This is a genomic window from Streptomyces sp. NBC_00193 (genome assembly GCF_026342735.1).
In the GTDB taxonomy this organism is placed as follows: Bacteria; Actinomycetota; Actinomycetes; order Streptomycetales; family Streptomycetaceae; genus Streptomyces; species Streptomyces stoeckheimensis.
In genome coordinates this window covers 1,430,557-1,453,616 of sequence record NZ_JAPEMM010000001.1, presented here as the reverse complement: position 1 = coordinate 1,453,616, position 23,060 = coordinate 1,430,557, and the positions used below count along the sequence as shown (strand labels likewise).

The 23,060-nt window shown below is 70.9% G+C and carries 22 protein-coding genes; 17 read left to right on the top strand and 5 right to left on the bottom strand.

Going from position 1 to position 23,060, the window contains the following annotated elements:
* Positions 1-37 precede the first annotated feature (37 nt).
* The 14 genes from OG898_RS06060 to OG898_RS05995 all read left to right on the top strand — a co-directional run bounded on the left by OG898_RS06060 (position 38) and on the right by OG898_RS05995 (position 15,322).
* Positions 38-970: an ABC transporter permease gene (locus OG898_RS06060; RefSeq protein WP_250741826.1), complete on the top strand. Its 933-nt coding sequence runs from the start codon at positions 38-40 to the stop codon at positions 968-970.
* Complete coding sequence (locus OG898_RS06055; RefSeq protein WP_250741727.1) at positions 963-1,910, top strand: ABC transporter permease; 948 nt, start codon at positions 963-965, stop codon at positions 1,908-1,910. Before OG898_RS06060 ends, OG898_RS06055 begins: the two co-directional genes overlap by 8 nt.
* Positions 1,911-1,921: 11 nt before the next feature.
* Positions 1,922-2,977: an ABC transporter ATP-binding protein gene (locus tag OG898_RS06050; RefSeq protein ID WP_250741728.1), complete on the top strand. Its 1,056-nt coding sequence runs from the start codon at positions 1,922-1,924 to the stop codon at positions 2,975-2,977.
* Positions 2,970-4,019, top strand: a complete 1,050-nt coding sequence (locus OG898_RS06045; protein ID WP_266955438.1) for an ABC transporter ATP-binding protein — start codon at positions 2,970-2,972, stop codon at positions 4,017-4,019. Before OG898_RS06050 ends, OG898_RS06045 begins: the two co-directional genes overlap by 8 nt.
* A gap of 177 nt (positions 4,020-4,196) precedes the next feature.
* Entirely contained in the window at positions 4,197-5,111 is a 915-nt protein-coding gene (locus OG898_RS06040) for an N-acetyltransferase (RefSeq protein WP_266955436.1), read from the top strand.
* 173 nt (positions 5,112-5,284) lie between these two features.
* On the top strand, positions 5,285-6,913 hold the full coding sequence (locus OG898_RS06035; RefSeq protein ID WP_266955434.1) for an ABC transporter substrate-binding protein: 1,629 nt from the start codon (positions 5,285-5,287) through the stop codon (positions 6,911-6,913).
* Between the two features lie 31 nt (positions 6,914-6,944).
* A complete protein-coding gene (locus OG898_RS06030) occupies positions 6,945-7,868 on the top strand; it encodes an ABC transporter permease (RefSeq protein WP_250741732.1) in 924 nt (307 codons plus the stop codon).
* 91 nt (positions 7,869-7,959) lie between these two features.
* Positions 7,960-8,904, top strand: coding sequence for an ABC transporter permease (locus OG898_RS06025; protein WP_250741827.1), 945 nt, complete (start codon positions 7,960-7,962; stop codon positions 8,902-8,904).
* 12 nt (positions 8,905-8,916) lie between these two features.
* Positions 8,917-9,891, top strand: coding sequence for an ABC transporter ATP-binding protein (locus OG898_RS06020; protein WP_250741733.1), 975 nt, complete (start codon positions 8,917-8,919; stop codon positions 9,889-9,891).
* A complete protein-coding gene (locus OG898_RS06015; RefSeq protein WP_266955431.1) occupies positions 9,884-10,981 on the top strand; it encodes an ABC transporter ATP-binding protein in 1,098 nt (365 codons plus the stop codon). The genes OG898_RS06020 and OG898_RS06015 overlap by 8 nt, the downstream gene beginning before the upstream one ends.
* Before the next feature lie 357 nt (positions 10,982-11,338).
* Positions 11,339-11,533, top strand: coding sequence for a hypothetical protein (locus tag OG898_RS06010; protein ID WP_250741735.1), 195 nt, complete (start codon positions 11,339-11,341; stop codon positions 11,531-11,533).
* 56 nt (positions 11,534-11,589) lie between these two features.
* Positions 11,590-12,498 (top strand): N-acetyl-1-D-myo-inositol-2-amino-2-deoxy-alpha-D-glucopyranoside deacetylase, encoded by a 909-nt coding sequence (gene mshB / locus OG898_RS06005; protein ID WP_266955429.1) that lies wholly within the window; start codon positions 11,590-11,592, stop codon positions 12,496-12,498.
* Positions 12,495-12,878, top strand: coding sequence for a DUF6113 family protein (locus OG898_RS06000; protein WP_266955427.1), 384 nt, complete (start codon positions 12,495-12,497; stop codon positions 12,876-12,878). Before mshB ends, OG898_RS06000 begins: the two co-directional genes overlap by 4 nt.
* A gap of 389 nt (positions 12,879-13,267) precedes the next feature.
* Entirely contained in the window at positions 13,268-15,322 is a 2,055-nt protein-coding gene (locus tag OG898_RS05995; RefSeq protein ID WP_323182587.1) for a hypothetical protein, read from the top strand.
* Positions 15,323-15,467: 145 nt separating this feature from the next.
* Here the strand turns inward: OG898_RS05995 and OG898_RS05990 are convergent, their stop codons facing one another.
* Both OG898_RS05990 and OG898_RS05985 read right to left on the bottom strand, forming a co-directional pair.
* Complete coding sequence (locus OG898_RS05990) at positions 15,468-16,259, bottom strand: transglutaminase-like domain-containing protein (protein ID WP_250741738.1); 792 nt, start codon at positions 16,257-16,259, stop codon at positions 15,468-15,470.
* On the bottom strand, positions 16,256-17,248 hold the full coding sequence (locus OG898_RS05985; protein WP_266955425.1) for a GNAT family N-acetyltransferase: 993 nt from the start codon (positions 17,246-17,248) through the stop codon (positions 16,256-16,258). Before OG898_RS05985 ends, OG898_RS05990 begins: the two co-directional genes overlap by 4 nt.
* Before the next feature lie 117 nt (positions 17,249-17,365).
* Here OG898_RS05985 and fdxA point away from each other — a divergent pair, with 117 nt between their 5' ends.
* Positions 17,366-17,695: a ferredoxin gene (gene fdxA, locus OG898_RS05980; protein WP_030868357.1), complete on the top strand. Its 330-nt coding sequence runs from the start codon at positions 17,366-17,368 to the stop codon at positions 17,693-17,695.
* Positions 17,696-17,826: 131 nt separating this feature from the next.
* A complete protein-coding gene (gene dapC, locus OG898_RS05975) occupies positions 17,827-18,924 on the top strand; it encodes a succinyldiaminopimelate transaminase (RefSeq protein WP_250741740.1) in 1,098 nt (365 codons plus the stop codon).
* Positions 18,925-19,059: 135 nt separating this feature from the next.
* Here dapC and OG898_RS05970 read toward each other — a convergent pair whose 3' ends face one another.
* Both OG898_RS05970 and OG898_RS05965 read right to left on the bottom strand, forming a co-directional pair.
* The gene (locus tag OG898_RS05970; protein ID WP_250741741.1) at positions 19,060-19,392 is read right to left on the bottom strand and encodes an ATP-binding protein; all 333 of its coding nucleotides are present in this window, start codon (positions 19,390-19,392) and stop codon (positions 19,060-19,062) included.
* 228 nt (positions 19,393-19,620) lie between these two features.
* Complete coding sequence (locus OG898_RS05965; RefSeq protein WP_266955422.1) at positions 19,621-20,598, bottom strand: hypothetical protein; 978 nt, start codon at positions 20,596-20,598, stop codon at positions 19,621-19,623.
* 87 nt (positions 20,599-20,685) lie between these two features.
* Between OG898_RS05965 and dapE the strand changes: the two genes are divergently transcribed.
* Positions 20,686-21,780: a succinyl-diaminopimelate desuccinylase gene (dapE, locus tag OG898_RS05960; protein ID WP_250741743.1), complete on the top strand. Its 1,095-nt coding sequence runs from the start codon at positions 20,686-20,688 to the stop codon at positions 21,778-21,780.
* A 24-nt stretch (positions 21,781-21,804) separates the two neighbouring features.
* Here the strand turns inward: dapE and OG898_RS05955 are convergent, their stop codons facing one another.
* Positions 21,805-23,010, bottom strand: coding sequence for a transposase (locus OG898_RS05955; RefSeq protein WP_266955420.1), 1,206 nt, complete (start codon positions 23,008-23,010; stop codon positions 21,805-21,807).
* Positions 23,011-23,060: the final 50 nt, after the last annotated feature.

Here is a 23,060-nt window from a genome sequence, read left to right as displayed (position 1 = left end):
GTCCGGCTGCGCCTGCCGCATCTTCTACGGAGGCATGATGGGGCGCTATGTCGCACGACGACTGCTCCAGATGATCCCGGTCTTCTTCGGGACGACCCTGCTCATCTTTTTGATGGTGTACAGCCTGCCCGGCGATCCCGTGGCCGGACTCTTCGGGGACAAGGGCACCGACCCCGCAACGCTGGCCGCCCTGCGCCACCAGCACGGCCTGGACCTGCCGCTGTGGCAGCAGTACTGGAACTACATCACCGGCATCCTGTTCCACTTCGACTTCGGGTCCCAGATCCGCAGTGGACGTGAGATCACCGAGGTCGTCGGGGCCGCCTTCCCGGTCACCCTGCGCCTGGCCTTCCTGGCGTTCGCGATCGAGATCGTCCTGGGCCTGGCCCTCGGGATCGTCGCCGGCCTCAAGGCCGGCAAGCTCGCCGACAACGTGATCCTGATCCTCACCCTGCTGATCATCTCGATGCCGGTCTTCGTGCTCGGCTTCATCGTCAAGTCGGTGTTCGCCTTCCAGCTCGGCTGGATCGAACCGAACGTCAGCAACGACGAGACCTGGGGCGAACTGCTCGCGCCGGCCATCGTCCTGGGTTCGCTCTCGCTCGCCTACGTGGCCCGCCTGACCCGTACCTCGATGGCCGAGAACCTGCGCGCGGACTACGTCCGCACCGCCGTGGCCAAGGGCCTGCCCAAGCGCCGCGTCATCGGTGTGCACCTCATGCGCAACTCGATGATCCCCGTCGTCACCTTCCTCGGCACCGACATCGGCGCCCTGATGGGTGGTGCCCTCGTCACCGAAGGCATCTTCAACGTCCACGGCGTCGGCGGTCTGATCTACGAATCGGTCGTCCGCCGTGAAGGCCAGACCGTGGTCGGTGTCGTCACCGTCCTCGTCGTGGTCTACCTCATAGCCAGCCTGCTCGTCGACCTCCTCTACGCGGTCATGGACCCGAGGATCCGGTATGCCTGATCTGACCAAGACCGACACCGTGGCGGCCGAGACCTCCGTGGCGCCCGGCGCCCCGGTGGAGCCGGTGAAGGCCGAGAAGGCCCGCAGCCTCTGGGGCGACGCCTGGGCCGACCTGCGTCGCAACCCGTACTTCGTCGTCTCCTCGGCGCTGATCTTCGTACTGCTCGTGATCGCCGCCTTCCCGGGCTGGTTCACCAGCATCGACCCCACCAAGGGCGACCTGGTCAACCACTTCCTCGGCAAGCCGGAGCTGGCCAAGGTCGGCTCTCCCGAGTGGCTCGGCTGGGACGGCCAGGGACGCAGCGTCTACGCGCGCCTCATCTACGGCACCCGCGCCTCGGTCATCGTCGCGATCGCCGTCACCGCGATCGTCACCGTGCTCGGCGGCATCACCGGCATGATCGCCGGCTACTTCGGCGGCGTGACCGACGCGATCATGTCGCGCATCACCGACATCTTCTTCGGCATCCCCTTCCTGCTCGGCGCGATGGTCGTCCTCCAGGCCTTCACCAACCGCACCGTGTGGACGGTCGTCTTCGCCCTGGCCTTCCTCGGCTGGACGCAGATCAACCGCGTCATGCGCGGAGCGGTCATCACCGTGAAGCAGGCGGACTACGTGCACGCCGCGAAGGCGCTGGGCGCGGGCACCACCCGGATCCTGTTCCGGCACATCCTGCCGAACGCCATGGCCCCGGTCATCGTGGTCTCCACGATCGCGCTCGGCGGTTACATCGCGGCCGAGGCCACCCTGTCCTACCTGGGTCTGGGCCTCGCGTCGCCGACCATCTCGTGGGGCGTGGACATCTCCGCCGGTGCTTCGCAGATCCGAGTGGCCCAGCACATCCTGCTGTACCCCTCGATCATGCTCAGCATCACCGTCCTCGCCTTCATCATGCTCGGCGAAGCGGTCCGCAACGCCCTCGACCCCAAGCTGCGCTGAGGAGGGCGTAAGTGATCACCATGGACAACACCTCCAGCCTTCCCTCCCCGCGTGACGGGGACCCGCAGACGCCGCTCCTCGAAGTGCGCGACCTGCACGTCGAGTTCCACACCCGCGACGGTGTCGCCAAGGCAGTCAACGGCGTCAACTACTCGGTGAGCGCCGGCGAGACCCTCGCCGTGCTCGGCGAGTCCGGCTCCGGCAAGTCCGTGACGGCCCAGGCCATCATGGGCATCCTCGACATGCCCCCCGGCAAGATCCCGCAGGGCGAGATCCTCTTCCGCGGCCAGGACATGCTCAAGATGAGCTTCGAGGAGCGGCGCAAGCTGCGCGGCCGGAAGATCGCCATGATCTTCCAGGACGCCCTGTCCTCCCTGAACCCGGTGCTCACCGTCGGCTACCAGCTGGGCGAGATGTTCCGCGTCCACGAGGGCATGTCGAAGAAGGACGCCCGGCTCAAGGCCATCGAACTGATGGAGAAGGTCAAGATCCCGGCGGCGAAGCAGCGGGTCGACGACTACCCGCACCACTTCTCCGGCGGTATGCGCCAGCGCATCATGATCGCCATGGCGATCGCGCTGGAGCCCGACCTGATCATCGCGGACGAGCCGACCACGGCCCTGGACGTCACCGTCCAGGCCCAGGTCATGGACCTCCTCGCGGAGCTCCAGCGCGAGCTCAACATGGGTCTGATCCTGATCACCCACGACCTCGGCGTCGTCGCCGACGTCGCGGACAAGATCGCGGTCATGTACGCCGGCCGGATCGTCGAGACCGCTCCGGTCCACGAGATCTACAAGCGCCCGGCGCACCCGTACACCCGCGGTCTGCTGGACTCGATCCCGCGCCTGGACCAGAAGGGCCAGGAGCTCTTCGCGATCAAGGGCCTGCCGCCGAACCTCCTGCGCCTGCCCAGCGGCTGCTCGTTCAGCCCGCGCTGCATCGCCGCGCAGGACATCTGCCGGTCCGAGATCCCCGCCCTGCAGCCCGTCAGCGAGCAGGACGGCAGCGAGCTGGCCGGCCGTCACAGCGCCTGCCACTTCTGGAAGGAGCAGCTCCATGGCTGAGCTCACCAACGCCCCCGCGCGCGAGCCGATCCTCCAGGTCCGGGGCCTCGTCAAGCACTTCCCGCTCACCCAGGGAATCCTGTTCAAGAAGCAGGTCGGTGCCGTCAAGGCCGTCGACGGCATCTCGTTCGACCTGTACCAGGGCGAGACCCTGGGCATCGTCGGCGAGTCCGGCTGTGGCAAGTCCACCGTCGCCAAGCTGCTGATGAACCTGGAACGCGCCACCGCCGGCGAGGTCTTCTACAAGGGCCAGGACATCACCAAGCTGTCCGGCCGCGCCCTGAAGGCCGTCCGCCGCAACATCCAGATGGTGTTCCAGGACCCGTACACCTCGCTGAACCCGCGCATGACGGTCGGCGACATCATCGGCGAGACCTACGACATCCACCCCGAGGTGGCCCCCAAGGGCGACCGGCGCCGCAAGGTGCAGGAGCTCCTGGACGTCGTCGGTCTCAACCCGGAGTACATCAACCGGTACCCGCACCAGTTCTCCGGCGGCCAGCGCCAGCGCATCGGCATCGCCCGCGGCCTCGCGCTCAACCCGGAGATCATCATCTGCGACGAGCCGGTCTCCGCGCTCGACGTGTCGGTGCAGGCCCAGGTCATCAACCTGATGGAGAAGCTGCAGGAGGAGTTCAACCTCTCCTACATCTTCATCGCGCACGACCTGTCGATCGTCCGGCACATCTCGGACCGCGTCGGCGTCATGTACCTCGGCAAGATGGCCGAGATCGGCACCGACGAGCAGATCTACGAGCACCCGACCCACCCGTACACCCAGGCGCTGCTCTCCGCGGTGCCGGTGCCGGACCCGGCCGCCCGCGAGGGCCGCGAGCGGATCATCCTCACCGGTGACGTCCCCTCGCCGGCCAACCCGCCGTCGGGCTGCCGCTTCCGCACCCGCTGCTGGAAGGCCGAGGAGAAGTGCTCCGTGGAGGAGCCGCTCCTCGCGATCCCGGAGCGCTTCAAGGGAGTCAAGTCCCTGGCCGCGCACGAGTCGGCCTGCCACTTCGCCGAGGAGAAGGCCGTCCTGGCCGTCTGACCTCCCCGAAGCGACACCCAGGGCGCCCGTCACCGGATCCTTTCCGGCGGCGGGCGCCCTGGCGTTGCGCCCCCGGGCGTCCGCGGGGCGGGGCGCGCCGGGCCGGGGGTGCCGGGCCGGGGGCGCGCCCCCGCCCGCTCACGGCGCCCCGACGGCCGGCATGGTCTGATGGCCCGCATGCTCACCGTACGGCCCGCCGGGCCCTCCGACTCCGGGGACATCTGCGGGCTCCTCAACACCATCGACCGGATCGAGATCGGCCGCCCGGAGACCGACCTCGGCGCCGTCGAGGCCGATCTGCACCACCCCGACGTCGACCTGGAAGCCGACTCCTTCCTCGCCTTCCAGAACGGCCGGCTCCTCGGCTACGCCCTGGTGTGGGCCGACTCCGGCCCCGGCCGCGCCGACTGCCACTTCCGGGTCCTGCCGGGCCGCCGCGAGGCCGCCGTACGGCTGCTGGAGCGGGTGGAGACCCGGGCCCGCGAACTCACCGCCGGAGCCGATCGCCCCTTCCTGTGGCTCGCACCGAGCGGCGGACGCACCCTCGACCCCGGCCTGCTGCCCGGCCGCGGCTACCGCACGGTGCGCCGCTACCGGGTGCTGACCCGCCCCCTGGGCCCCGCCGACACGCCCCCGGTCCCGCCCGCCGGGCTCACCCTTCGCCCCTGTGACGGGGACGAGAGCGACCGCCGGCGCGTCCACGCCCTGATCGAGGAGACCTTCGCCGACCACTTCGGGCACGTGCGGCGCCCGTACGAGCCCTGGCTCGACCACATCGACGGCCGGAGCCTGGACTGGTCGCTGGTATGGATCGCGAGCCTGCCCGTACTGGGCGACGCGGGGGTCCTGCTCACCCGCGACGACCGCACCAGCATGGGCTGGCTCAGCCACCTCGGCGTACGGACGCAGGCCCGCGGCCGGGGCGTCGGCGGCTTCCTGCTGCGCCACTGCTTCGCCGCCTACGCCGCCCGCGGCCGCGCCACCCTGGGCCTCGGCGTGGACACGGGCAACACCACCGGAGCGCTCGCGCTGTACGAGGCGCACGGCATGACGACGCACCACGCGGTGGACACCTGGGAGCTGATGCTCTGACCCCGGGCCGGGACCCCACGCCGTGACCCCGCGCGGCGAACCCCGCTTTGCACTCGCAGGGGTGACAGGCGGGGGGCGCGAGGGTGCAATCGGTCCAACCGGGAGTGTGCGGGACCCCACATAGGGTGACATTGGCCCCTAAGTGAGTCTTGGGATCCATGAGGAGGCACTCCATGCGCGGAGCCACCCACGCCAAGTGGGCCGCATGTGCGGCGGCCGTCGCCCTCGCGGCGACCGCCTGCGGCGGCGGAAGCGACAGCGGCGGAGGCGGCGAAGCGGGAATCGTCAGTTCCTCGTGGGGTGACCCGCAGAACCCGCTGGAGCCCGCCAACACCAACGAGGTCCAGGGCGGCAAGGTCCTCGACATGATCTTCCGGGGGCTCAAGCGGTACGACCCCAAGACCGGCGAGGCGAAGAACTTCCTCGCCGAGAAGATCGAGACCACCGACAGCCAGAACTTCACCATCACGCTGAAGGACGGCTGGAAGTTCAGCAACGACGAGCCCGTCACCGCGCAGTCCTTCGTGGACGCCTGGAACTACGGCGCGGACGTCACCAAGAAGCAGAACAACTCGCCCTTCTTCTCCGACATCGTCGGCTACGCGGACGTCCACCCCGAGAAGGGCGACCCCAAGGCCAAGACCATGTCCGGCCTGGTCGTCAAGGACCCCAAGACCTTCACGGTGGCCCTCAAGGAGAAGTTCTCCACCTGGCCCGAGACCCTCGGCTACCAGGCGTTCTCGCCCCTGCCCAAGTCCTTCTTCACCGACCACGAAGGCTGGCTGAAGAAGCCCGTCGGCAACGGCCCCTACACGGTGGACTCGTACACCAAGGGCACCGGCATGAAGCTGCGCAAGTGGGACGCCTACACGGGCGAGGACAAGGCGGTCAACGGCGGAGTGGACCTGAAGGTCTACACCGACAACAACACCGCCTACACCGACCTGATCTCCGGCAACCTCGACCTGGTCGACGACATCCCGGCGCAGCAGCTGAAGAACGTCGCGAACGACCTCGGCGACCGCTACATCAACCAGCCCGCCCTGATCATCCAGACCCTCACCTTCCCGCTGTACGACCCGCAGTGGAGCAAGGAGGGCATGGACAAGGTCCGCCGCGGCATCTCGATGGCGATCAACCGCGACGAGATCACCAAGCAGATCTTCCGCGAGACCCGCACCCCGGCCAAGGACTGGACCTCACCGGCCCTCGGCGACAAGGGCGGCTTCTCCGCCACCGCCTGCGGCGAGGCCTGCTCCTTCAACCCCACCGAGGCCAAGAAGCTCATCCAGGAGGCCGGCGGACTGCCCGGCGGCAAGGTCACGCTGACCTCCAACGTGGACACCGGCTCGCACCGCGACTGGATGGACGCCGTCTGCAACAGCATCAACAACGCCCTGGGCGAGGGCCCGGTCTGCACCGTCAACCCCGTCGGCACCTTCGCCGACTTCCGCAACCAGCAGAGCAGCTTCAAGCTGACCGGCCCCTTCCGCTCCGGCTGGCAGGCCGACTACCCGCTGATCCAGAACTTCCTGGAGCCGCTGTACTACACCGGCGCCTCCTCGAACTACGGCAAGTTCAGTAACCCGGACTTCGACAAGCTCGTCGACGAGGCCAACCGGGAGAGCGACACCGCCAAGGCGACGGCCAAGTTCCAGGAAGCGGAGAAGATCCTCGCCGCCCAGATGCCGTCCATCCCGCTCTGGTACCAGAACGGCAGCGCCGGCCACTCGGAGCGCATCTCGGACGTGGCGCTCAACCAGTTCAGCGTCCCCGTGTACGACCAGATCAAGGTCAGCTGACCCTTCTCGCGGATCGATCCTGGAGCAGTCCATGGGACGTTATGTGATCCGGCGACTGCTCCAGATGATCCCCGTGTTCATCGGCAGCACGTTCCTGATCTTCTTCATGGTGTACGCGCTCGGTGACCCGGTCGCCGCCCTCTTCGGCGACAAGGCTCCCGACCCCGCCACCGCCGCGCGCATCCGCAAGGACCTCTACCTCGACCAGCCCCTGTGGAAGCAGTACCTGCACTACATGGGCCAGATCTTCCAGGGCGACTTCGGCACCGCGTTCAACGGCCAGAAGGTCACCGAACTCATGGCCTCGGCCTTCCCGGTGACCCTGCGCCTGACCATCGTCGCGATCGCCATCGAGATCGTCGTCGGCATCACCCTCGGCGTGATCAGCGGCCTCAAGCGCGGCAAGTCCATCGACAGCGGCGTGCTCGTCCTCACCCTCGTGGTGATCTCGGTGCCCACCTTCGTGACGGGCTACCTCCTCCAGTTCCTCTTCGGCGTCAAATGGGGCTGGGTGCGGCCCACCGTCTCCCCGGACGCCCCCTTCAACGAGCTGATCCTGCCCGGCATCGTGCTCGCGCTGGTCTCCCTCGCCTACGTCACCCGGCTCACCCGGACCTCCATCGCCGAGAACGTCAAGGCCGACTACGTCCGCACCGCCGTGGCCAAGGGCCTGCCCCGGCGCCGGGTCGTCACCCGCCACCTGCTGCGCAACTCGCTGATCCCCGTGGTCACCTTCATCGGCACCGACATCGGCGCCCTGATGGGCGGAGCCATCGTCACCGAGCGGATCTTCAACATCCACGGGGTCGGCTACCAGCTCTACCAGGGCATCCTGCGCAACAACTCCCCGACGGTGGTCGGCTTCGTGACCATCCTCGTGATCGTCTTCCTGCTGGCGAACCTGCTCGTCGACCTGCTCTACGCGGTCCTGGACCCGAGGATCCGTTATGCCTGAGCCCGATCCCGAGCGCGCCGCCTACGACCCGCTGGGACCCGGCCCCCACGGCCCCCACGAGTCCATCGCCCCCACCGGCCAAGGGGGCGCCATGGATCTCGCCCTGGAAGAGGGGGAGTCCCTGGAGAAGGAGCTCGGGGGAGCCCCCGTGGGCCCCCAGGAGCTGCATCCATCAGCCGCCTCCGGCGGACGGGCCCGCTCGCTGTGGTCCGACGCCTGGCACCAGCTGCGCCGCAACCCCGTCTTCCTCGTCTCCACGCTCCTGATCCTCTTCCTCGTGGTCATCTCCATCTGGCCGCAGCTCATCGCGAGCGGCGACCCGCTCCAGTGCGACCTGTCCAAATCGCAGCAGGGCTCCTCCCCGGGCCACCCCTTCGGCTACGACACCCAGGGCTGCGACGTGTACACCCGAACCGTCTACGGGGCCCGCGCCTCCATCACCGTGGGCATCTGCGCCACCCTCGGCGCGGCCCTCCTCGGCTCCGCGCTCGGCGGGCTCGCCGGGTTCTTCGGCGGCTGGGGCGACTCACTGCTCTCCCGGGTCGCCGACATCTTCTTCGGCATCCCCGTGGTCCTCGGCGGCCTGGTCTTCCTGTCCGTGGTCACCAGCACCACCGTCTGGCCCGTCGTCGGCTTCATCGTGCTGCTCGGCTGGCCCCAACTGGCCCGCATCGCCCGCGGCTCGGTCATCACCGCCAAACAGAACGACTACGTCCAGGCCGCGCGGGCACTGGGCGCCGGCAACGGGCGGATGCTGCTGCGGCACGTGGCGCCCAACGCCATCGCGCCCGTCATCGTCGTCGCCACCATCGCGCTCGGCACCTACATCGCCCTGGAAGCCACCCTGTCCTTCCTCGGCGTCGGCCTGCGCCCCCCGACGGTCTCCTGGGGCATCGACATCTCCAACGCCGCCTCCCAGATCCGCAACGCCCCGCACATGCTGCTCTACCCGGCGGGCGCGCTGAGCATCACCGTGCTCGCGTTCATCATGCTCGGCGACGCGGTGCGCGACGCCCTCGACCCCAAGCTGCGCTGAGGAGCCCCGCACATGCTGCTCGAAGTGCGCGATCTGCACGTGGAATTCAAGACGCGGGACGGAGTCGCCAAGGCCGTCAACGGGGTCAACTACTCCGTGGCCGAAGGCGAGACCCTCGCCGTGCTCGGCGAGTCCGGCTCCGGCAAGTCGGTCACCGCCCAAGCCGTCATGGGCATTCTCGACATGCCCCCCGGCCGCATCGCGGGCGGCGAGATCCTCTTCAAGGGCCGGGACCTGCTGAAGATGAAGGAGGAGGAGCGCAGGAAGGTCCGCGGCGCCGAGATGGCCATGATCTTCCAGGACGCCCTGTCCTCCCTCAACCCGGTCCTGAGCGTCGGCGCGCAGCTCGGCGAGATGTACGAGGTCCACCGCGGGATGTCCCGCAAGGACGCCCGGGCCAAGGCCGTCGAGCTGATGGACCGGGTGAAGATCCCGGCGGCACGGGAGCGGGTGGGGGACTACCCGCACCAGTTCTCCGGAGGCATGCGCCAGCGCATCATGATCGCCATGGCGATGGCCCTCGAACCCTCGCTCATCATCGCGGACGAGCCGACCACCGCCCTGGACGTCACCGTCCAGGCCCAGGTCATGGACCTCCTCGCGGAGCTCCAGCGCGAGTTGAACATGGGCCTGATCCTGATCACCCACGACCTCGGCGTCGTCGCCGACGTGGCCGACAAGATCGCCGTCATGTACGCCGGCCGGATCGTCGAGGCGGCCCCCGTCCACGAGATCTACAGGAACCCCGCGCACCCGTACACCCGCGGCCTGCTGGACTCGATCCCGCGCCTGGACCAGAAGGGCCAGGAGCTGTACGCCATCAAGGGCCTGCCGCCCAACCTGCTCGCCATCCCGCCCGGCTGCGCCTTCAACCCACGCTGCCCGATGGCCCGGGCCGTCTGCCGCACCGACGTACCGCCGCTGGCCGAGGTCGGACCGGACCGCGCCAGTGCGTGCTTCTTCTGGAAGGAGTGCCTCGGTGGCTGAGTCCATCCTCGTGGTGGAGGACCTGGTCAAGCACTACCCGCTGACCCAGGGCATCCTCTTCAAGAAGCAGGTCGGCGCCGTCAAGGCCGTCGACGGGGTCTCCTTCGACCTGCGGGCCGGCGAAACCCTCGGCATCGTCGGGGAGTCGGGCTGCGGCAAGTCCACCGTCGCCAAGATGCTGGTCAACCTCGAACGCCCGACGGCGGGCGCGATCACGTACAAGGGCGAGGACCTCGCCAAGCTGTCCGGCCGCGCCCTGAAGGCCGTACGCCGCAACATCCAGATGGTGTTCCAGGACCCGTACACCTCGCTGAACCCGCGCATGACGGTCGGCGACATCATCGGCGAACCCTACGAGATCCACCCCGAGGTGGCCCCCAAGGGCGACCGGCGCCGCAAGGTCCAAGAGCTCCTGGACGTGGTCGGCCTCAACCCGGAGTACATCAACCGGTACCCGCACCAGTTCTCCGGCGGCCAGCGCCAGCGCATCGGCATCGCCCGCGGCCTCGCCCTCCAGCCCGAGATCATCGTCGCCGACGAGCCCGTCTCCGCCCTCGACGTCTCCGTCCAGGCCCAGGTGGTCAACCTCCTGGAGCGCCTCCAGGACGAGTTCAACCTCTCCTACGTGTTCATCGCGCACGACCTCTCGATCGTCCGCCACATCTCCGACCGGGTCGGCGTCATGTACCTGGGCCGGATCGTCGAGATCGGCACCGACACCCAGATCTACGACCACCCCACCCACCCGTACACCCAGGCGCTGCTCTCCGCCGTTCCGGTTCCCGACCCGGAGGCCCGCGCGGGCCGCGAGCGGATCATCCTCTCCGGTGATGTGCCCTCCCCGGCCAATCCGCCCTCGGGCTGCCGCTTCCGCACCCGCTGCTGGAAGGCCGAGGCGCGCTGCGCCTCGGAGGTCCCGCTGCTGGAGATCCCGGCCTTCCTCCCGGGCGGCCCGACGGCCCACCCCTCGGCGTGCCATTTCGCATCCGAACGGGCCGTCCTTCCGCCGGGCCCGCCGCCGGGACCGCCCACGGGAACACAGCCGGGACCGCAGCCGGGACCGCAGCCGGGACCGCCGACCAAGGAGTGAGCCACGGGCCCCCGCGACCGCTCATTTCTCGCCACAGCTGTGAACGGCACCCGGTGAACCGGCAACTCGGTTAACACGTAGGCAACTTGACCGTTTCTGTCCCGAGATCTGGGCCGGGCAGCCTGGTCCCGTGCGGCCGTGCGGGTGCCGACAGCCGGCCGGGGAGGCGTACAGCTTCCCCGGCCGGCACTCCTGTGACCCCGGACGTGCGCGGCATGCGCCCCTCGTGCTGCCGGAATCAATCGATGTCGGGGTACGGATAGTTATGATCCGTAGCGCACGGTGGGTATGACTCTGCCGAGCACCGAGTTGCGAGTACGCGAACCCGATGTCCGCTCGACGTGGAGGTGAAACGCCGTGGCACTATCGATCTCGGCCGTGGTGCTGCTGGCAGTCGTCGTCTTCCTGCTGGTCCGGCGTTCGGGCCTGAAGGCGGGTCACGCAGTGGTCTGTGTACTGCTCGGCTTCTATCTGGCGAGCTCGACCGTGGCTCCGACGCTCTCCCAGCTGACCAACAACGTGGCGAGCATGATCAGCGGCCTCAAGTTCTAGCGCTGCAGGGGTCGCCGCGTGGGGTTCCGGGTGGCGGGTCCTCGTAGGCTGGTGCCATGAACGGTCTTCCCGCCCGTCGGCTCCTGCTCGTGCACGCGCACCCGGACGACGAGTCGATCAACAACGGCGTCACCATGGCCAAGTACGCGGCCGAGGGCGTCCATGTCGCGTTGGTGACCTGCACGCTCGGCGAGGAGGGTGAGGTCATCCCGTCCGACCTCGCCCACCTGACGGCCGACCGCGAGGACGCCCTCGGCGCCCACCGCATCGGCGAACTCGCCGAGGCCATGAAGGAACTGGGCGTCGCCGACCACCGGTTCCTCGGCGGCCCCGGCCGCTTCCGGGACTCCGGGATGATGGGCGCCGAACAGAACCACCGGCCCGGCGCCTTCTGGTCCGCCGACGTGGACGAGGCCGCGGGGTACCTCGTAGAGGTGATCCGCGAACTGCGCCCCCAGGTCCTCGTCACCTACGACCCGGACGGCGGCTACGGCCACCCCGACCACATCCAGGCCCACCGCGTCGCCACCCGCGCCGCCGAACTGGCCGCGGAACCCGCCTACCGCCGGGACCTCGGCGCACCGCACGCCATCGAGAAGCTCTACTGGAACCGGGTCCCGCGCACGGTCGTCGAGGAGGGCTTCGCCCGGCTGCACGAGGCCGGGAGCGAGGTGCCCTTCCCGGAGCCGGCCACGCCGGACGACGTGCCGGGCGTGGTGGCCGACGAGCGCATCACCGCCGAGATCGGCGGGGACGAGGCCGCCGAGCAGGCGTTCGTGGCCGCCAAGACCGCCGCGATGCGCGCCCATGCCACCCAGATCGCCGTGGACGGGCCCTTCTTCGCGCTCTCCAACGACCTGGCGCAACCGCTGTTCACCCACGAGTACTACGAGCTGGCCGTGGGCACGCCCGGCGTCCCGGCGGGCGAGCGCGAGCGCGACCTCTTCGCGGGGGTACGGGCGTGACCGGCGCGTGGAACGCGGGGCGGATCGGCACCCTGCTGGGCCTGTTGGCGGCAGGGGTGGTGGTCGGCGTCGCCGGCTGGCTCGTCGTCGACCTGTGGTTCCCGGGCGGACTGGTCCTCGCGCTCCTCGCGCTCCTCGGCCTGTTCCTCGGCGGCCGGATCGCCCTGGGCACCGGCATCGGCGTCGGAGCGGCCACGGGTGGCTGGTTCCTCTCCTACGTGATCCTCGGCGTGCCCCGGCCGGAGGGCGACTTCCTGCTCGGTTCGTCCGGAATCAGCATGTACGTCTACCTTTTGGGTGGAGTGGTGCTCGCTGTGATGTGCGCCACGATGAGCCTCCCGGAGGACCGGCCGCTTTCGGCCGCCAGGAACGCCAGGTGACGCGGCGTCGGCCGCGCCCGACGCCTTGACGAGCGGCTCGGCCGCCGCGTCCACGGACCCGCGGAGCCCGGGCGACAGGTGCTCAGGAGGGGTGCGGAGGGGGCGCACAGGAGGTCAAGGGGAACCCTTCGTTCCCGGCGGCCGGGTGTGCGCGGGCGGTGGCCAGTATGGTGGACCGGCCGCCGAGCTGCCCGCGCACCCAATGACGGGCGGCGGAGCCGATCGGGAGAACCTGCTTTGAGTCGTGATACTGACAGTCCGTCCTCCGGGCCCAACGGGCCCGGCGGAGCCGCCCACCCCTCGGGCGCGGCTCCGTACGGATCAGGCCAGTATCCGACCACGACAGTGCCCCCCGTCCGGGCGCGGCGACCATTCCGGAGGAGAGTTCAGTGACCGCACCGCCCGCGAAGCCGTCCACGCCCGATTCCGACGGGCCGAAGACGGAGACCCAGCTGACGACCCGGATCCGGATCAACATCCCGGGTTCGCGGCCGATTCCGCCCGTGGTCGTACGCCAGACCATGCCCGAAGCCGAGGCGCAGGCGCCCGAGCCCGTCACCCCGCCGGCCGCGCCCGAGCCGGGTCCGGGCGAGGGCATGCCCAGCAACTGGTTCGCACCGCGCAAGGCGGGCTCCCCGCCCGCCCCGGGGATGGCTCCCGCCCCCGCCCCGGCCCCGGGGCGCGGACCGGCTCCGGCCGGCGGCCCGCGCTTCGACGGGCCCGCGCAGCAGGGCTTCGCCCAGGGCCCGGCAGGGCCGCGCCCGGGTGCGCCGATGGGCCCCGGCCCGGGTGCACCCATGGGCCCCGGTCCTGGTGCGCCGATGGGCCCCGGTTCTGGTGCGCCGATGGGCCCCGGCCCCGGTGCACCGATGGCTCCCGGCCAGGGTGCGCCGATGGGTCCTGGTCCCGGTGCGCCGATGGGCCCCGGCCGCGGTGCGCCGATGGGTCCCGGTCCGGGTGCGCCCATGGGCCCCGGCCCCGGTGGTCCCGGTCCCGCCCCGGTCCAGGCCGGCGGCCCGCGCTTCGACGGTCCCGCGCAGCAGGGCTTCGCCCAGGGCCCGGCAGGGCCGCGCCCCGGTGCGCCGATGGGCCCCGGCCCCGGCGGCCCCGGCGTCGGCGGCGGCCCGGGCGCCGGTTACCCCGCACCCCCCGGCGGCCCCGGTACGGGCGCCCCCGCGGGCCCCGCGCAGGGACCCGGTCCCGCCGGACCCTCCGCGCCGCAGGCCGGCGTCGACTACGGCTCCGGCCCCACCACCGGTCCGGTCGCCAAGGCCCTGATCGCCCCCGTTCCGCCCGCCCCGGCCTGGCCCGGCAGCGGCCGCGGTCCCGACGGTCCGACCGGCGGGCCCGCGCTGGGCTCCGTACCGGTGGGCGGGGCGCCGGAGCCGAGCTGGCCCGGCCCCGAGCTGGACGAGGCCGGATACCCGCAGCCCGCGCCCGCCCCGGCGGCCGCGAACAAGGCCAAGCCCAAGGCAGCCGCGCCCGCCCCGGCCCGGCCCGCCAAGAAGGGCCGCAACAAGGTGGTCCTCCTCGGCGGAGCCCTCTTCGTGCTGTGCGGCGTGGCCTACGGAGCCGGTCTGCTCCTCAACCACTCCGACGTCCCCAAGGGCACCACCGTCATGGGCGTCGACATCAGCGGCAGCCGCGACGAGGCCGTCGCCAAGCTCCAGACGTCCTTCGGCAACCGTGCCGCCGCCCCGCTCCAGCTCACCGTCGGCGGCAAGACGGTCGAGCTGAAGCCCGAGAAGGCCGGCCTGAGCCTGGACAGCCAGACCACCGTCCGCAACGCCGCGGGCAGCGACTACAACCCCGTCACGGTCATCGGCTCGCTCTTCGGCAGCGAGCGCAAGGCCGAGGCCGTCCTGCCCATCGACGACGAGAAGCTGCGGGTCGCCCTCCAGGAGCTGGCCGGCACCGCCGGTTCCGCCACCGAGGGCACCATCACCTTCGACACCGGCAAGGCCGTCGCGGTCCCCGGCAAGGCCGGTTCCACGCTCGACGTGGACGGCTCCGTGGGCCTGGTCACGAAGGCCTTCCACGACATGGTCGAAAGCGGCAAGGCCGCCCCGGTCACCCTCCCGGTCGCCACCAAGGACCCGGTCGTGGACCAGGCCGAACTGGACCGGGCCATGAAGGACTTCGCCACGCCCGCGATGTCGGCGCCGGTCGTCGTCAAGGCGGGCACCAAGTCCATCCCGCTGGGCGCCAAGTCCCTGCCGAAGATCCTGAGCATGCAGGTCGTCGACGGACACCTCGTCGAGAAGTACGACCTGGAGGCCCTCAAGACGGCCTACGGGAACACCTTCGACGGCGTCCTCATCATGCGCGGCACCGGCGAGAAGACCGCCGTCACCCCGCAGGACGTCGCCGGAGTCCTCGGCAAGGCCCTGCGCGGCAAGACGACCGCCGAACGGACCGGGGTCATCCCCACCAACCCGAGCTGACCACGAACACCCCGGAGCCCCTCCCGAGGGGCTCCGGGGTGTTTCAGGGTCCGGGGCGGAGACCCGGGGAACGGCGGAAGGGCGGGTAGGGGACCTCGCCCCGCGCAGCGGCCACCCGCAGCCGGGGGGCCGGTACCCAGGCGGCCTAGTTCAGCAGGGCCCGCGCCGCCATCGCCTCGGCACGAATCCGCACCGCGGCCGGCGGATCGATCACGTCCACGACCACCGCGTAGGACTCCATCTCCGCCGCCCCCGCCGCGAACTCCCCGCGCTCCACCAGCAGCTTCGCCCGCTCGTACCGCAACGCCGCGGGATGCGAGGGCAGCAGCAGCGCCAGGTCCAGCGCCCACAGCGCCACCCCCGAGTGCTCGGGCCGCGACGAGGCCCACACCCGGATGTTGTTCAGGATCCGCAGGACGATGTCCATCGTGCGCGCCGCGGTCCGCGGCCCCGCCGCCAGCTCCGCCGGACCCGCGCCCAGCGAGGCGCCCCCCGCGAAGGGGTCGACGACCACACCCTCCTCCGGATCCCCGAAGCCCACCACGAAGTGCCCCGGCAGGGCCAGCCCGTACACCGGAGCCCCGGCCCGCCGGGCCACCTCCAGCCAGACCACGGACAGCAGGATGGGCAGCCCCCGGCGCCGCCGCAGCACCTCGTGCAGCATCGAGGACGAGAGCCGGTCGTAGTCGGCCGGCGTGCCGTGGAAACCCAGCCGCCCGCCCAGCAGTTCGGACACCGCCGAGGCCCATGCGCGAGCGCCCCGCAGCCCGTACGGCAGCATCCCCGCCAGCCGGTCCAGCTCGATCTGCGCCCAGTCCATGGCCCGTTCGTCGAGCTCCGGGTCCCCCTCCGCGGCCAGCAGCAGACACAGCGTGGCCAGGTCGGGCCGCTCCGCCCGCGCCTCGGCCGCGAACCGCTCCCGCCAGGGCGAGGTCACACCGCCGCCCGGCGGTAGTGGTGGTAGGAGTGGTGCGTCCCGAAGCCCATCCCCTCGTACAGCGCCCGCGCCCCGGCGTTGTCGCTCTCCACCTGGAGCCAGGCCGCCGATGCGCCCTCCTCCAGCGCGCGCCGCGCCAGCGCCGCCATCACGGCCGAGGCGAGGCCGCGGCGCCGGTGCTCCGGGTCGACCTCGACGGCGCCGAACCCGGCCCACCGGCCGTCCACCACGAGCCGCCCGATCGCCCGGCCGGGCACCGCCGCGAACCATACCGACGGCCCCGCCGTCAGCACCCGGCGGGCGGTATCGGGATCCTTCACCCGCCCGTAGCGGGAGAGCCAGTCCTCGTCCGGAGTGCGGGTCAGCCGTACGCCCGCGAGCACGGCATCGTCCACGTCCAGGTCGCCCACCGCCGCCAGCCCGCCGACCTGCACCAGCGCCGACACCTCGCGGACCCAGCCCCGGTCCTCCAGCTCCGCGCACAGCAGCTCCTGCGTGCCCGCGGCCCCCGTGGCGGTCTGGACGTAGGCCGGAAGATCCCTCTCCGCGTACCAGGACGTCACCCGCGCGAGTGCATCGTCCAGCGGGACACCGGGATCACCGAGCGGCAGCACGGAGTTGGCCCGGCGGGTGAATCCGCCGGCCGCGCGCAGCGTCCACTCGCCCAGCGGCTCGCTCTCCAGCGGCACCCAGGACCGTGCGCAGACCCGCGCGAGCTCCTCGAAGGAGGCCGCGGGGCCCCTGCGGCGGGCCGGAGCGGCCGGTACGACCTTGCCCGCCACCAGTGAGGATTCCGCGATGCGGACGGACTCGCCGGTCTTTCGTGTGATCGTCACCACACCTTCGTTCCAGGATGTGAGAACCCCTACGGTGTCCGTGAAAGAGGGGCCCCCGGTCGAGCTGTGCTCCACCCGTCGCACAGAGACACGTTTACCCACGTCAGCGGGTGTAATCCGGATCTCCAGCCGTCCACCGGCAGTGATTTCCACAGCTCTGTCCGCCCCTCCTGTTCGGATCGTGCCCGGGAACGGAGATACTAGAGGCGGGCATCGACGACGCCGCGCTCCCGCGCGATATGGAAAGCCCTTATGAGGAGGAACGAGAGCGTGACCTACGTCATCGCGGAGCCTTGTGTCGACGTCAAAGACAAGGCATGCATCGAAGAGTGCCCCGTCGACTGCATCTACGAGGGCCAGCGGTCCTTGTACATCCACCCGGACGAGTGCGTCGACTGTGGTGCGTGTGAGCCGGTCTGCCCGGTCGAGGCCATCTTCTACGAGGATGACACTCCGGAGGAGTGGAAGGACTACTACAAGGCGAACGTCGAGTTCTTCGACGAGCTCGGTTCGCCCGGTGGTGCTTCCAAGCTCGGCCTGATCGAGCGCGACCACCCCTTCATCGCAGCGCTTCCGGCGGACATCAACCCGAGCCACTGACGGTCGGGTACCGCCCCACGCGCGTCCCTCGGTCCCGTACGGCTCACAGCCGCACGGGACCGAGGTGTTTTCACGACGAAACTCCTGGAATGTGCGCAATGCACGGAACATCCGGAAAGCGAGAGCACCACGTGGCCGCAGTCTCAGCACGCCTCCCCGTCTTCCCCTGGGACAAGCTGGAGCCGTACAAGGCGACGGCGGCGACCCACCCGGACGGGATCGTCGACCTCTCCGTCGGCACCCCCGTCGACCCGGTGCCGGAACTGATCCAGCGCGCCCTGATCGAGGCCGCCGACTCCCCGGGCTACCCCACGGTGTGGGGCACCCCGGCCCTGCGCGACGCGATCACCGGCTGGGTGCGCGGCCGCCTCGGCGCGAGCGCCGCCGGGCACCGCAACGTCCTGCCGGTCGTCGGCTCCAAGGAACTGGTGGCCTGGCTGCCCACCCAGCTGGGCCTCGGCGCCGGCGACCAGGTGGCGTACCCCCGGCTGGCCTACCCGACGTACGAGGTCGGTGCGCGACTGTGCGGCGCCGAGCCGGTGGTCTACGACGACCCCACCACCGATCTCGACCCGGCCCGCGTGAAGCTGCTGTGGCTCAACTCCCCGTCCAACCCCACCGGCAAGGTCCTCCCCAAGGAGGAGCTCGTACGGATCGTGGCCTGGGCGCGCGAGCACGGGATCCTGATCTTCAGCGACGAGTGCTACCTGGAACTGGGCTGGGAAGCCGAGCCCGTCTCCGTCCTGCACGACGAGGTCTGCGGCGGCTCGTACGAGGGCATCGTCGCCGTCCACTCGCTCTCCAAGCGGTCCAACCTGGCCGGCTACCGTGCGGCCTTCGTCGCCGGTGACGCCGAAGTCCTCGGCGAGCTGCTCCAGATCCGCAAGCACGGCGGCATGATGACCCCGGCCCCCGTGCAGGCGGCCACGGTGGCGGCCCTGGGCGACGACGTGCACGTCGAGGAGCAGCGGGTGCGCTACGCGGCCCGCCGCGCGGCCCTGCGCACGGCCCTGGAGGCGCACGGCTTCCGCGTCGAGCACAGCGAGGCCAGCCTGTACCTGTGGGTGACCCGGGACGAGCCCTGCTGGGACACGGTCGCCCACCTGGCCGAGCTCGGCGTCCTGGTCGCGCCGGGCGACTTCTACGGCGAGGCGGGCGCGCACTTCGTCCGCGTCGCCTTCACGGCCACGGACGAACGCGTCGCGGCGGCGGTCAAGCGGCTGGCCTGATCCAGCCTCGCCGGCGTTCGAGGCGCGGGGTTCGGGGGCCGGCCCCCGACTACGAACCGCAGATGACGGTGTAGACGGCCCGAGGGGCCCGGGAGTTCGTGCTCCCGGGCCCCTCGGCGTTCCTGGCGGCGACTGCTAGCCGAGGCCGGGCAGTCCACCCGGGAGGCCACCGGGAAGGCCGCCCGGCAGCCCGCCGCCGGCGAGCGGGAGCCCAGCCAGCAGGCTGCCCGCGGCGCCGGTCACCTCGTCGGCGGGCGCGGGCGCCGGCAGGGTCGAGGCGGGCACGGCATCGGTGGCGGTGTCGCCCGCGGCGGCGACCGTCGCGTCCGGCGCGGTGAGCGCGCCCAGCTGCGGCACGGACTCCAGGCCCGCGGCGCTGGCCGCGCCGGCCGCACCGACCACGGGCGCTGCCCCGGCTGCGAGGAGCAGCGCGGCACGGGCGATCCGACGGGTCAGGGGGAGGGACATGTTGCTCCTAAGCGGTAGCGGCTGAGTACGCCGTGACAACCGCTCGGAGGGGGGCGCGAGTTGCGGAGCCGGTGGGTAAAGGATCAGTAACGGATCGTTTAATCGGCTTCCGGGCCGACCGCTCGGAACACGCGCCGACCTGCGGTTGCGTGCCCGCCGCGGCCTCCGTGTCCGCCGTACGGGTCACCCCCGTACGGGGGACGGGTCGTACACCCGTCCACCGGTGGTTCAGCCGCGCACGAAGATCCGTACCTGGCCCGGGGCCGCGGCGCCGGGATCCCCGGCGTCGTTCCCGGCACCCGCGGCGCCCCGCTCCCGCCACCGGTCGCCGTCCTTGCCCGCCACCCAGGACTTGCCGCCGTACGAGACCCGGGTGATCCCCAGCTCGCGGGAGCCGGCCACCGCCCACTGCGCGAGCACCTGCCCGATCCGCGCCGCCGGTTCCCCGCCGCCGGGCTTCGCCACCAGGGTCACCTCGGACTCGGTGGCCGCCCCGGCGTTCTCCCCGGCCCGGCCGCCCGCCTCCGCGGGCAGCGTGTACAGGGGGTTCTTGCCGAGCAGCCGGGTCAGCTGCGTCCGGATCTTCGCCGGATCGCCGGCCCGGACGGGCGCGGGCCCGATGCAGGTCAGGTGGCCGGCGCCGGTGAAGGCAGAGGTCAGCACGGTGGCGTCCGGCTCGTGCTTCGCGTAGGCCTGCGGGAAACCGCTCAGCTGCACCTTCTGTGCCGCCACCGTCAGCGGGAGCCGCGAGTACCCCTTGATCTCGGCCAGCCGGTCGTAGAAGATCCCGGCCGAGTACACGGGGTCCATGATCTGGTCCGGCGTGCCCCAGCCCTGCGAGGGCCGCTGCTGGAACAGGCCCAGCGAATCGCGGTCGCCGTGGTCGAGGTTGCGCAGGGCCGACTCCTGCATCGCGGTCGCCAGTGCGATCGTCACGGCCCGGTCGGGCATCCCCTTGGAGACCCCGACGGCGGCTATCGTCGCCGCGTTCGCCGCCTGCTCGGGGGACATCTCGTCGAACTGGCCCCCGCCCTTCGCGCCGCTCTTCCCGTCGGCCGAAGCCGTGCAGTAGGGCACGCCGCCGTTGTCGTTCGACGCGCGCTGCACGACGAAGTACCCGGCCACCGCCACCAGCACCAGGAAGCCCGCGGCCCAGCGGAGCGGGCGACGGCGGCGGCGAGGGCGGGGGTGATCGGTCTGCGGCACGCCGCCCACCGTACTTGAGCCATATGACGCGTCCATCGGCCGGACGGACAAGGCTTCGTCGCAGCCCGGGGCGTTAGGGTCAGCTCCATGTCCGAATCCGAGCTGGACCTCACCCTGGACGCCGCCGAGCTGACCGCCCGGCTCGTCGACATCCCCTCCGTGAGCGGCGACGAGAAGGTACTCGCCGACCTCGTGGAACACGCCTTGCGCGGCCTGCCGCACCTGACCGTGGACCGCTTCGGCAACAACGTCGTCGCGCGCACCCACCTGGGCCGCGCCGAACGCGTCGTACTCGCCGGGCACCTCGACACCGTGCCGATCGCCGACAACGTGCCCTCCCGCCTCGACGAGAACGACGTCCTGTGGGGATGCGGCACCACCGACATGAAGTCGGGCGTCGCCGTACAGCTGCGCATCGCGGCCACGGTCCCCGAGCCGAACCGGGACCTCACCTTCGTCTTCTACGACCAGGAAGAGGTCGCCGCCGACCTCAACGGCCTCGGCAAGGTCGCCGAAGCCCACCCGGACTGGCTGACCGGCGACTTCGCCGTCCTCCTCGAACCCTCCAACGCCGAGGTCGAGGGCGGCTGCCAGGGCACCCTGCGCGTCCTGCTCCGCACCTCCGGCGAGCGCGCCCACTCCGCGCGCAGCTGGATGGGCTCCAACGCCATCCACGCGGCGAGCCCGATCCTGGCCACGCTGGCGGCGTACGAGCCCCGCAAGCCCGTGATCGACGGCCTGGAGTACCACGAGGGCCTCAACGCGGTCCGCATCGACGGCGGCGTCGCCAACAACGTCATCCCCCACGCCTGCACGGTGACGGTCAACTTCCGCTTCGCCCCCGACCGCAGCACGGACGAGGCCATCGCCCACGTCCGCGAGGTCTTCGCGGACTGCGACATCGACGAGTTCGTCATCGACGACCTCTCCCCGGGCGCCCTCCCCGGCCTCTCCCACCCGGCCGCCGCCGCCTTCATGGAAGCCGTCGGCGGACACGCCATGCCGAAGTTCGGCTGGACGGACGTCTCCCGCTTCAGCGCCCTGGGCGTCCCGGCGGTCAACTACGGCCCGGGCGACGCCCTCCTGGCCCACAAGGCCGACGAACGCGTGGAAACAAAGGCGATCCTCCACTGCGAGGAACGACTCCGCGCCTGGCTGACCTCGTCACCTGCCGGCTCCTGAGAGCCGGGCTTGCGTTACGGCGCATCACCGGCTGTGGTGTGCCGTCCGCGTCCGGCCGTCCCGCTGGTGCGGGACGGCTGGGGCCGGTGACTGGGCCCCGCTTCGCCACAGCATCCGCGCGCGTGCGCGGATGTTGCGGGAGCCGTTGCGGTCTGCGTGATCAACGAATCCGCAGGACCGGCAGGCGAAGCGGGCCTGTGAGACCCGGTTCGCCTTGTCGACGTGACCGCACTCGGAGCAGGTGCGGGAGGTGTACGCCGGGTCGACGTACACCACCGGCACTCCGGCCCGGCGGGCCTTGTAGGCGATGAAGTCGCCGAGCTGGGCGAAGGCCCAGGTGTGCACCATGGCCCGTTGGGGCTTCCTCAGCCGTACCCGTTCGCGGATCCCGGTCAGGTTCTCCAGACCGATCCCGCGCCCGGTGCGTTCAGCCTCGGCCACGATGTGTTTGGCGATCTTGTGATTGACGTCCCGAGTCCGCCGGGCCTCCTTGCGTCGCCTGCGCTGGATGCGCCGCTTGGCGGATTTGGTTCCCTTGCGTTGAAGTTTCGTGCGGACGTCCCGGTCGCGCTTCCGCAGCCGGTTGAGTCGCCGCCCGGCCATGATCTCGCCGTCGCTCGTCGTGGCGATGTTGACGATGCCGAGGTCCACGCCGAGGAAGTCCACAGGCTGTGCGTTCGGAAGGGCTTCCGGGACGTCGCAGGTAGCAGCGAGGTACCAGGACCCGTCGCGGTGGATCAGGTCCGATTCGCCTCTGCGATGCGCGGCGATCATCTCCAGCTGCGTGGGACTGCCGGTGTACGACATCCCCTTCAGGCGTCCGGCCGTGGTCCAGATCGAAACGGTGCGGGCGTCGGTCTGCCACGAGAGCATGCGGTCGTCGTAGGGCTGAGCGGCCGTCGCACGGAAGGCGAGCGGCTTCTCCGTCGAGCGGCGGTGTCGGGCGGAGCTGGGTCGGCCGAGATTCCCCGCTCGCGAGTTCGCGAGGAGCGCCGTGTACGCGTCGGCAACCTTTTTGATCACGTGCTGCGCAGCTTGCGCCCCCAGCCCCCAACGCGCCTTGACCTCGTTGTAGGTGTGCTTCCGCAGATCGAAGTTCCGGAAGGTCTTCTGCTTGAAGGCGGACTCCGCCACCCATGAAGCCGCCTGGTTGCAGGCATGCAGGGTCGAGGCCAGAGCCGACGCCTGTGAGGGCGTCGGCAGGAGCTTCACCTGCACCACCAGCTTCATGAGACGTGAAGCTAGGGGCTCGCACGTGCGTCTGCGTGACGGATGCTCGT

Excerpts from the sequence above, each read along its gene's own strand:
- OG898_RS06045 (WP_266955438.1), top strand. The coding sequence starts at position 2,970 with ATGGCTGAGCTCACCAACGCCCCCGCGCGCGAGCCGATCCTCCAGGTC.
- OG898_RS06030 (WP_250741732.1), top strand. The coding sequence starts at position 6,945 with ATGGGACGTTATGTGATCCGGCGACTGCTCCAGATGATCCCCGTGTTC.
- dapE (WP_250741743.1), top strand. The coding sequence starts at position 20,686 with ATGTCCGAATCCGAGCTGGACCTCACCCTGGACGCCGCCGAGCTGACC.
- OG898_RS05955 (WP_266955420.1), bottom strand. The coding sequence starts at position 23,010 with ATGAAGCTGGTGGTGCAGGTGAAGCTCCTGCCGACGCCCTCACAGGCG.
- OG898_RS06055 (WP_250741727.1), top strand. The coding sequence starts at position 963 with ATGCCTGATCTGACCAAGACCGACACCGTGGCGGCCGAGACCTCCGTG.
- OG898_RS05970 (WP_250741741.1), bottom strand. The coding sequence starts at position 19,392 with ATGTCCCTCCCCCTGACCCGTCGGATCGCCCGTGCCGCGCTGCTCCTC.
- OG898_RS06025 (WP_250741827.1), top strand. The coding sequence starts at position 7,960 with ATGGATCTCGCCCTGGAAGAGGGGGAGTCCCTGGAGAAGGAGCTCGGG.
- mshB (WP_266955429.1), top strand. The coding sequence starts at position 11,590 with ATGAACGGTCTTCCCGCCCGTCGGCTCCTGCTCGTGCACGCGCACCCG.
- OG898_RS06020 (WP_250741733.1), top strand. The coding sequence starts at position 8,917 with ATGCTGCTCGAAGTGCGCGATCTGCACGTGGAATTCAAGACGCGGGAC.
- OG898_RS06035 (WP_266955434.1), top strand. The coding sequence starts at position 5,285 with ATGCGCGGAGCCACCCACGCCAAGTGGGCCGCATGTGCGGCGGCCGTC.
- OG898_RS06040 (WP_266955436.1), top strand. The coding sequence starts at position 4,197 with ATGCTCACCGTACGGCCCGCCGGGCCCTCCGACTCCGGGGACATCTGC.
- OG898_RS06060 (WP_250741826.1), top strand. The coding sequence starts at position 38 with ATGGGGCGCTATGTCGCACGACGACTGCTCCAGATGATCCCGGTCTTC.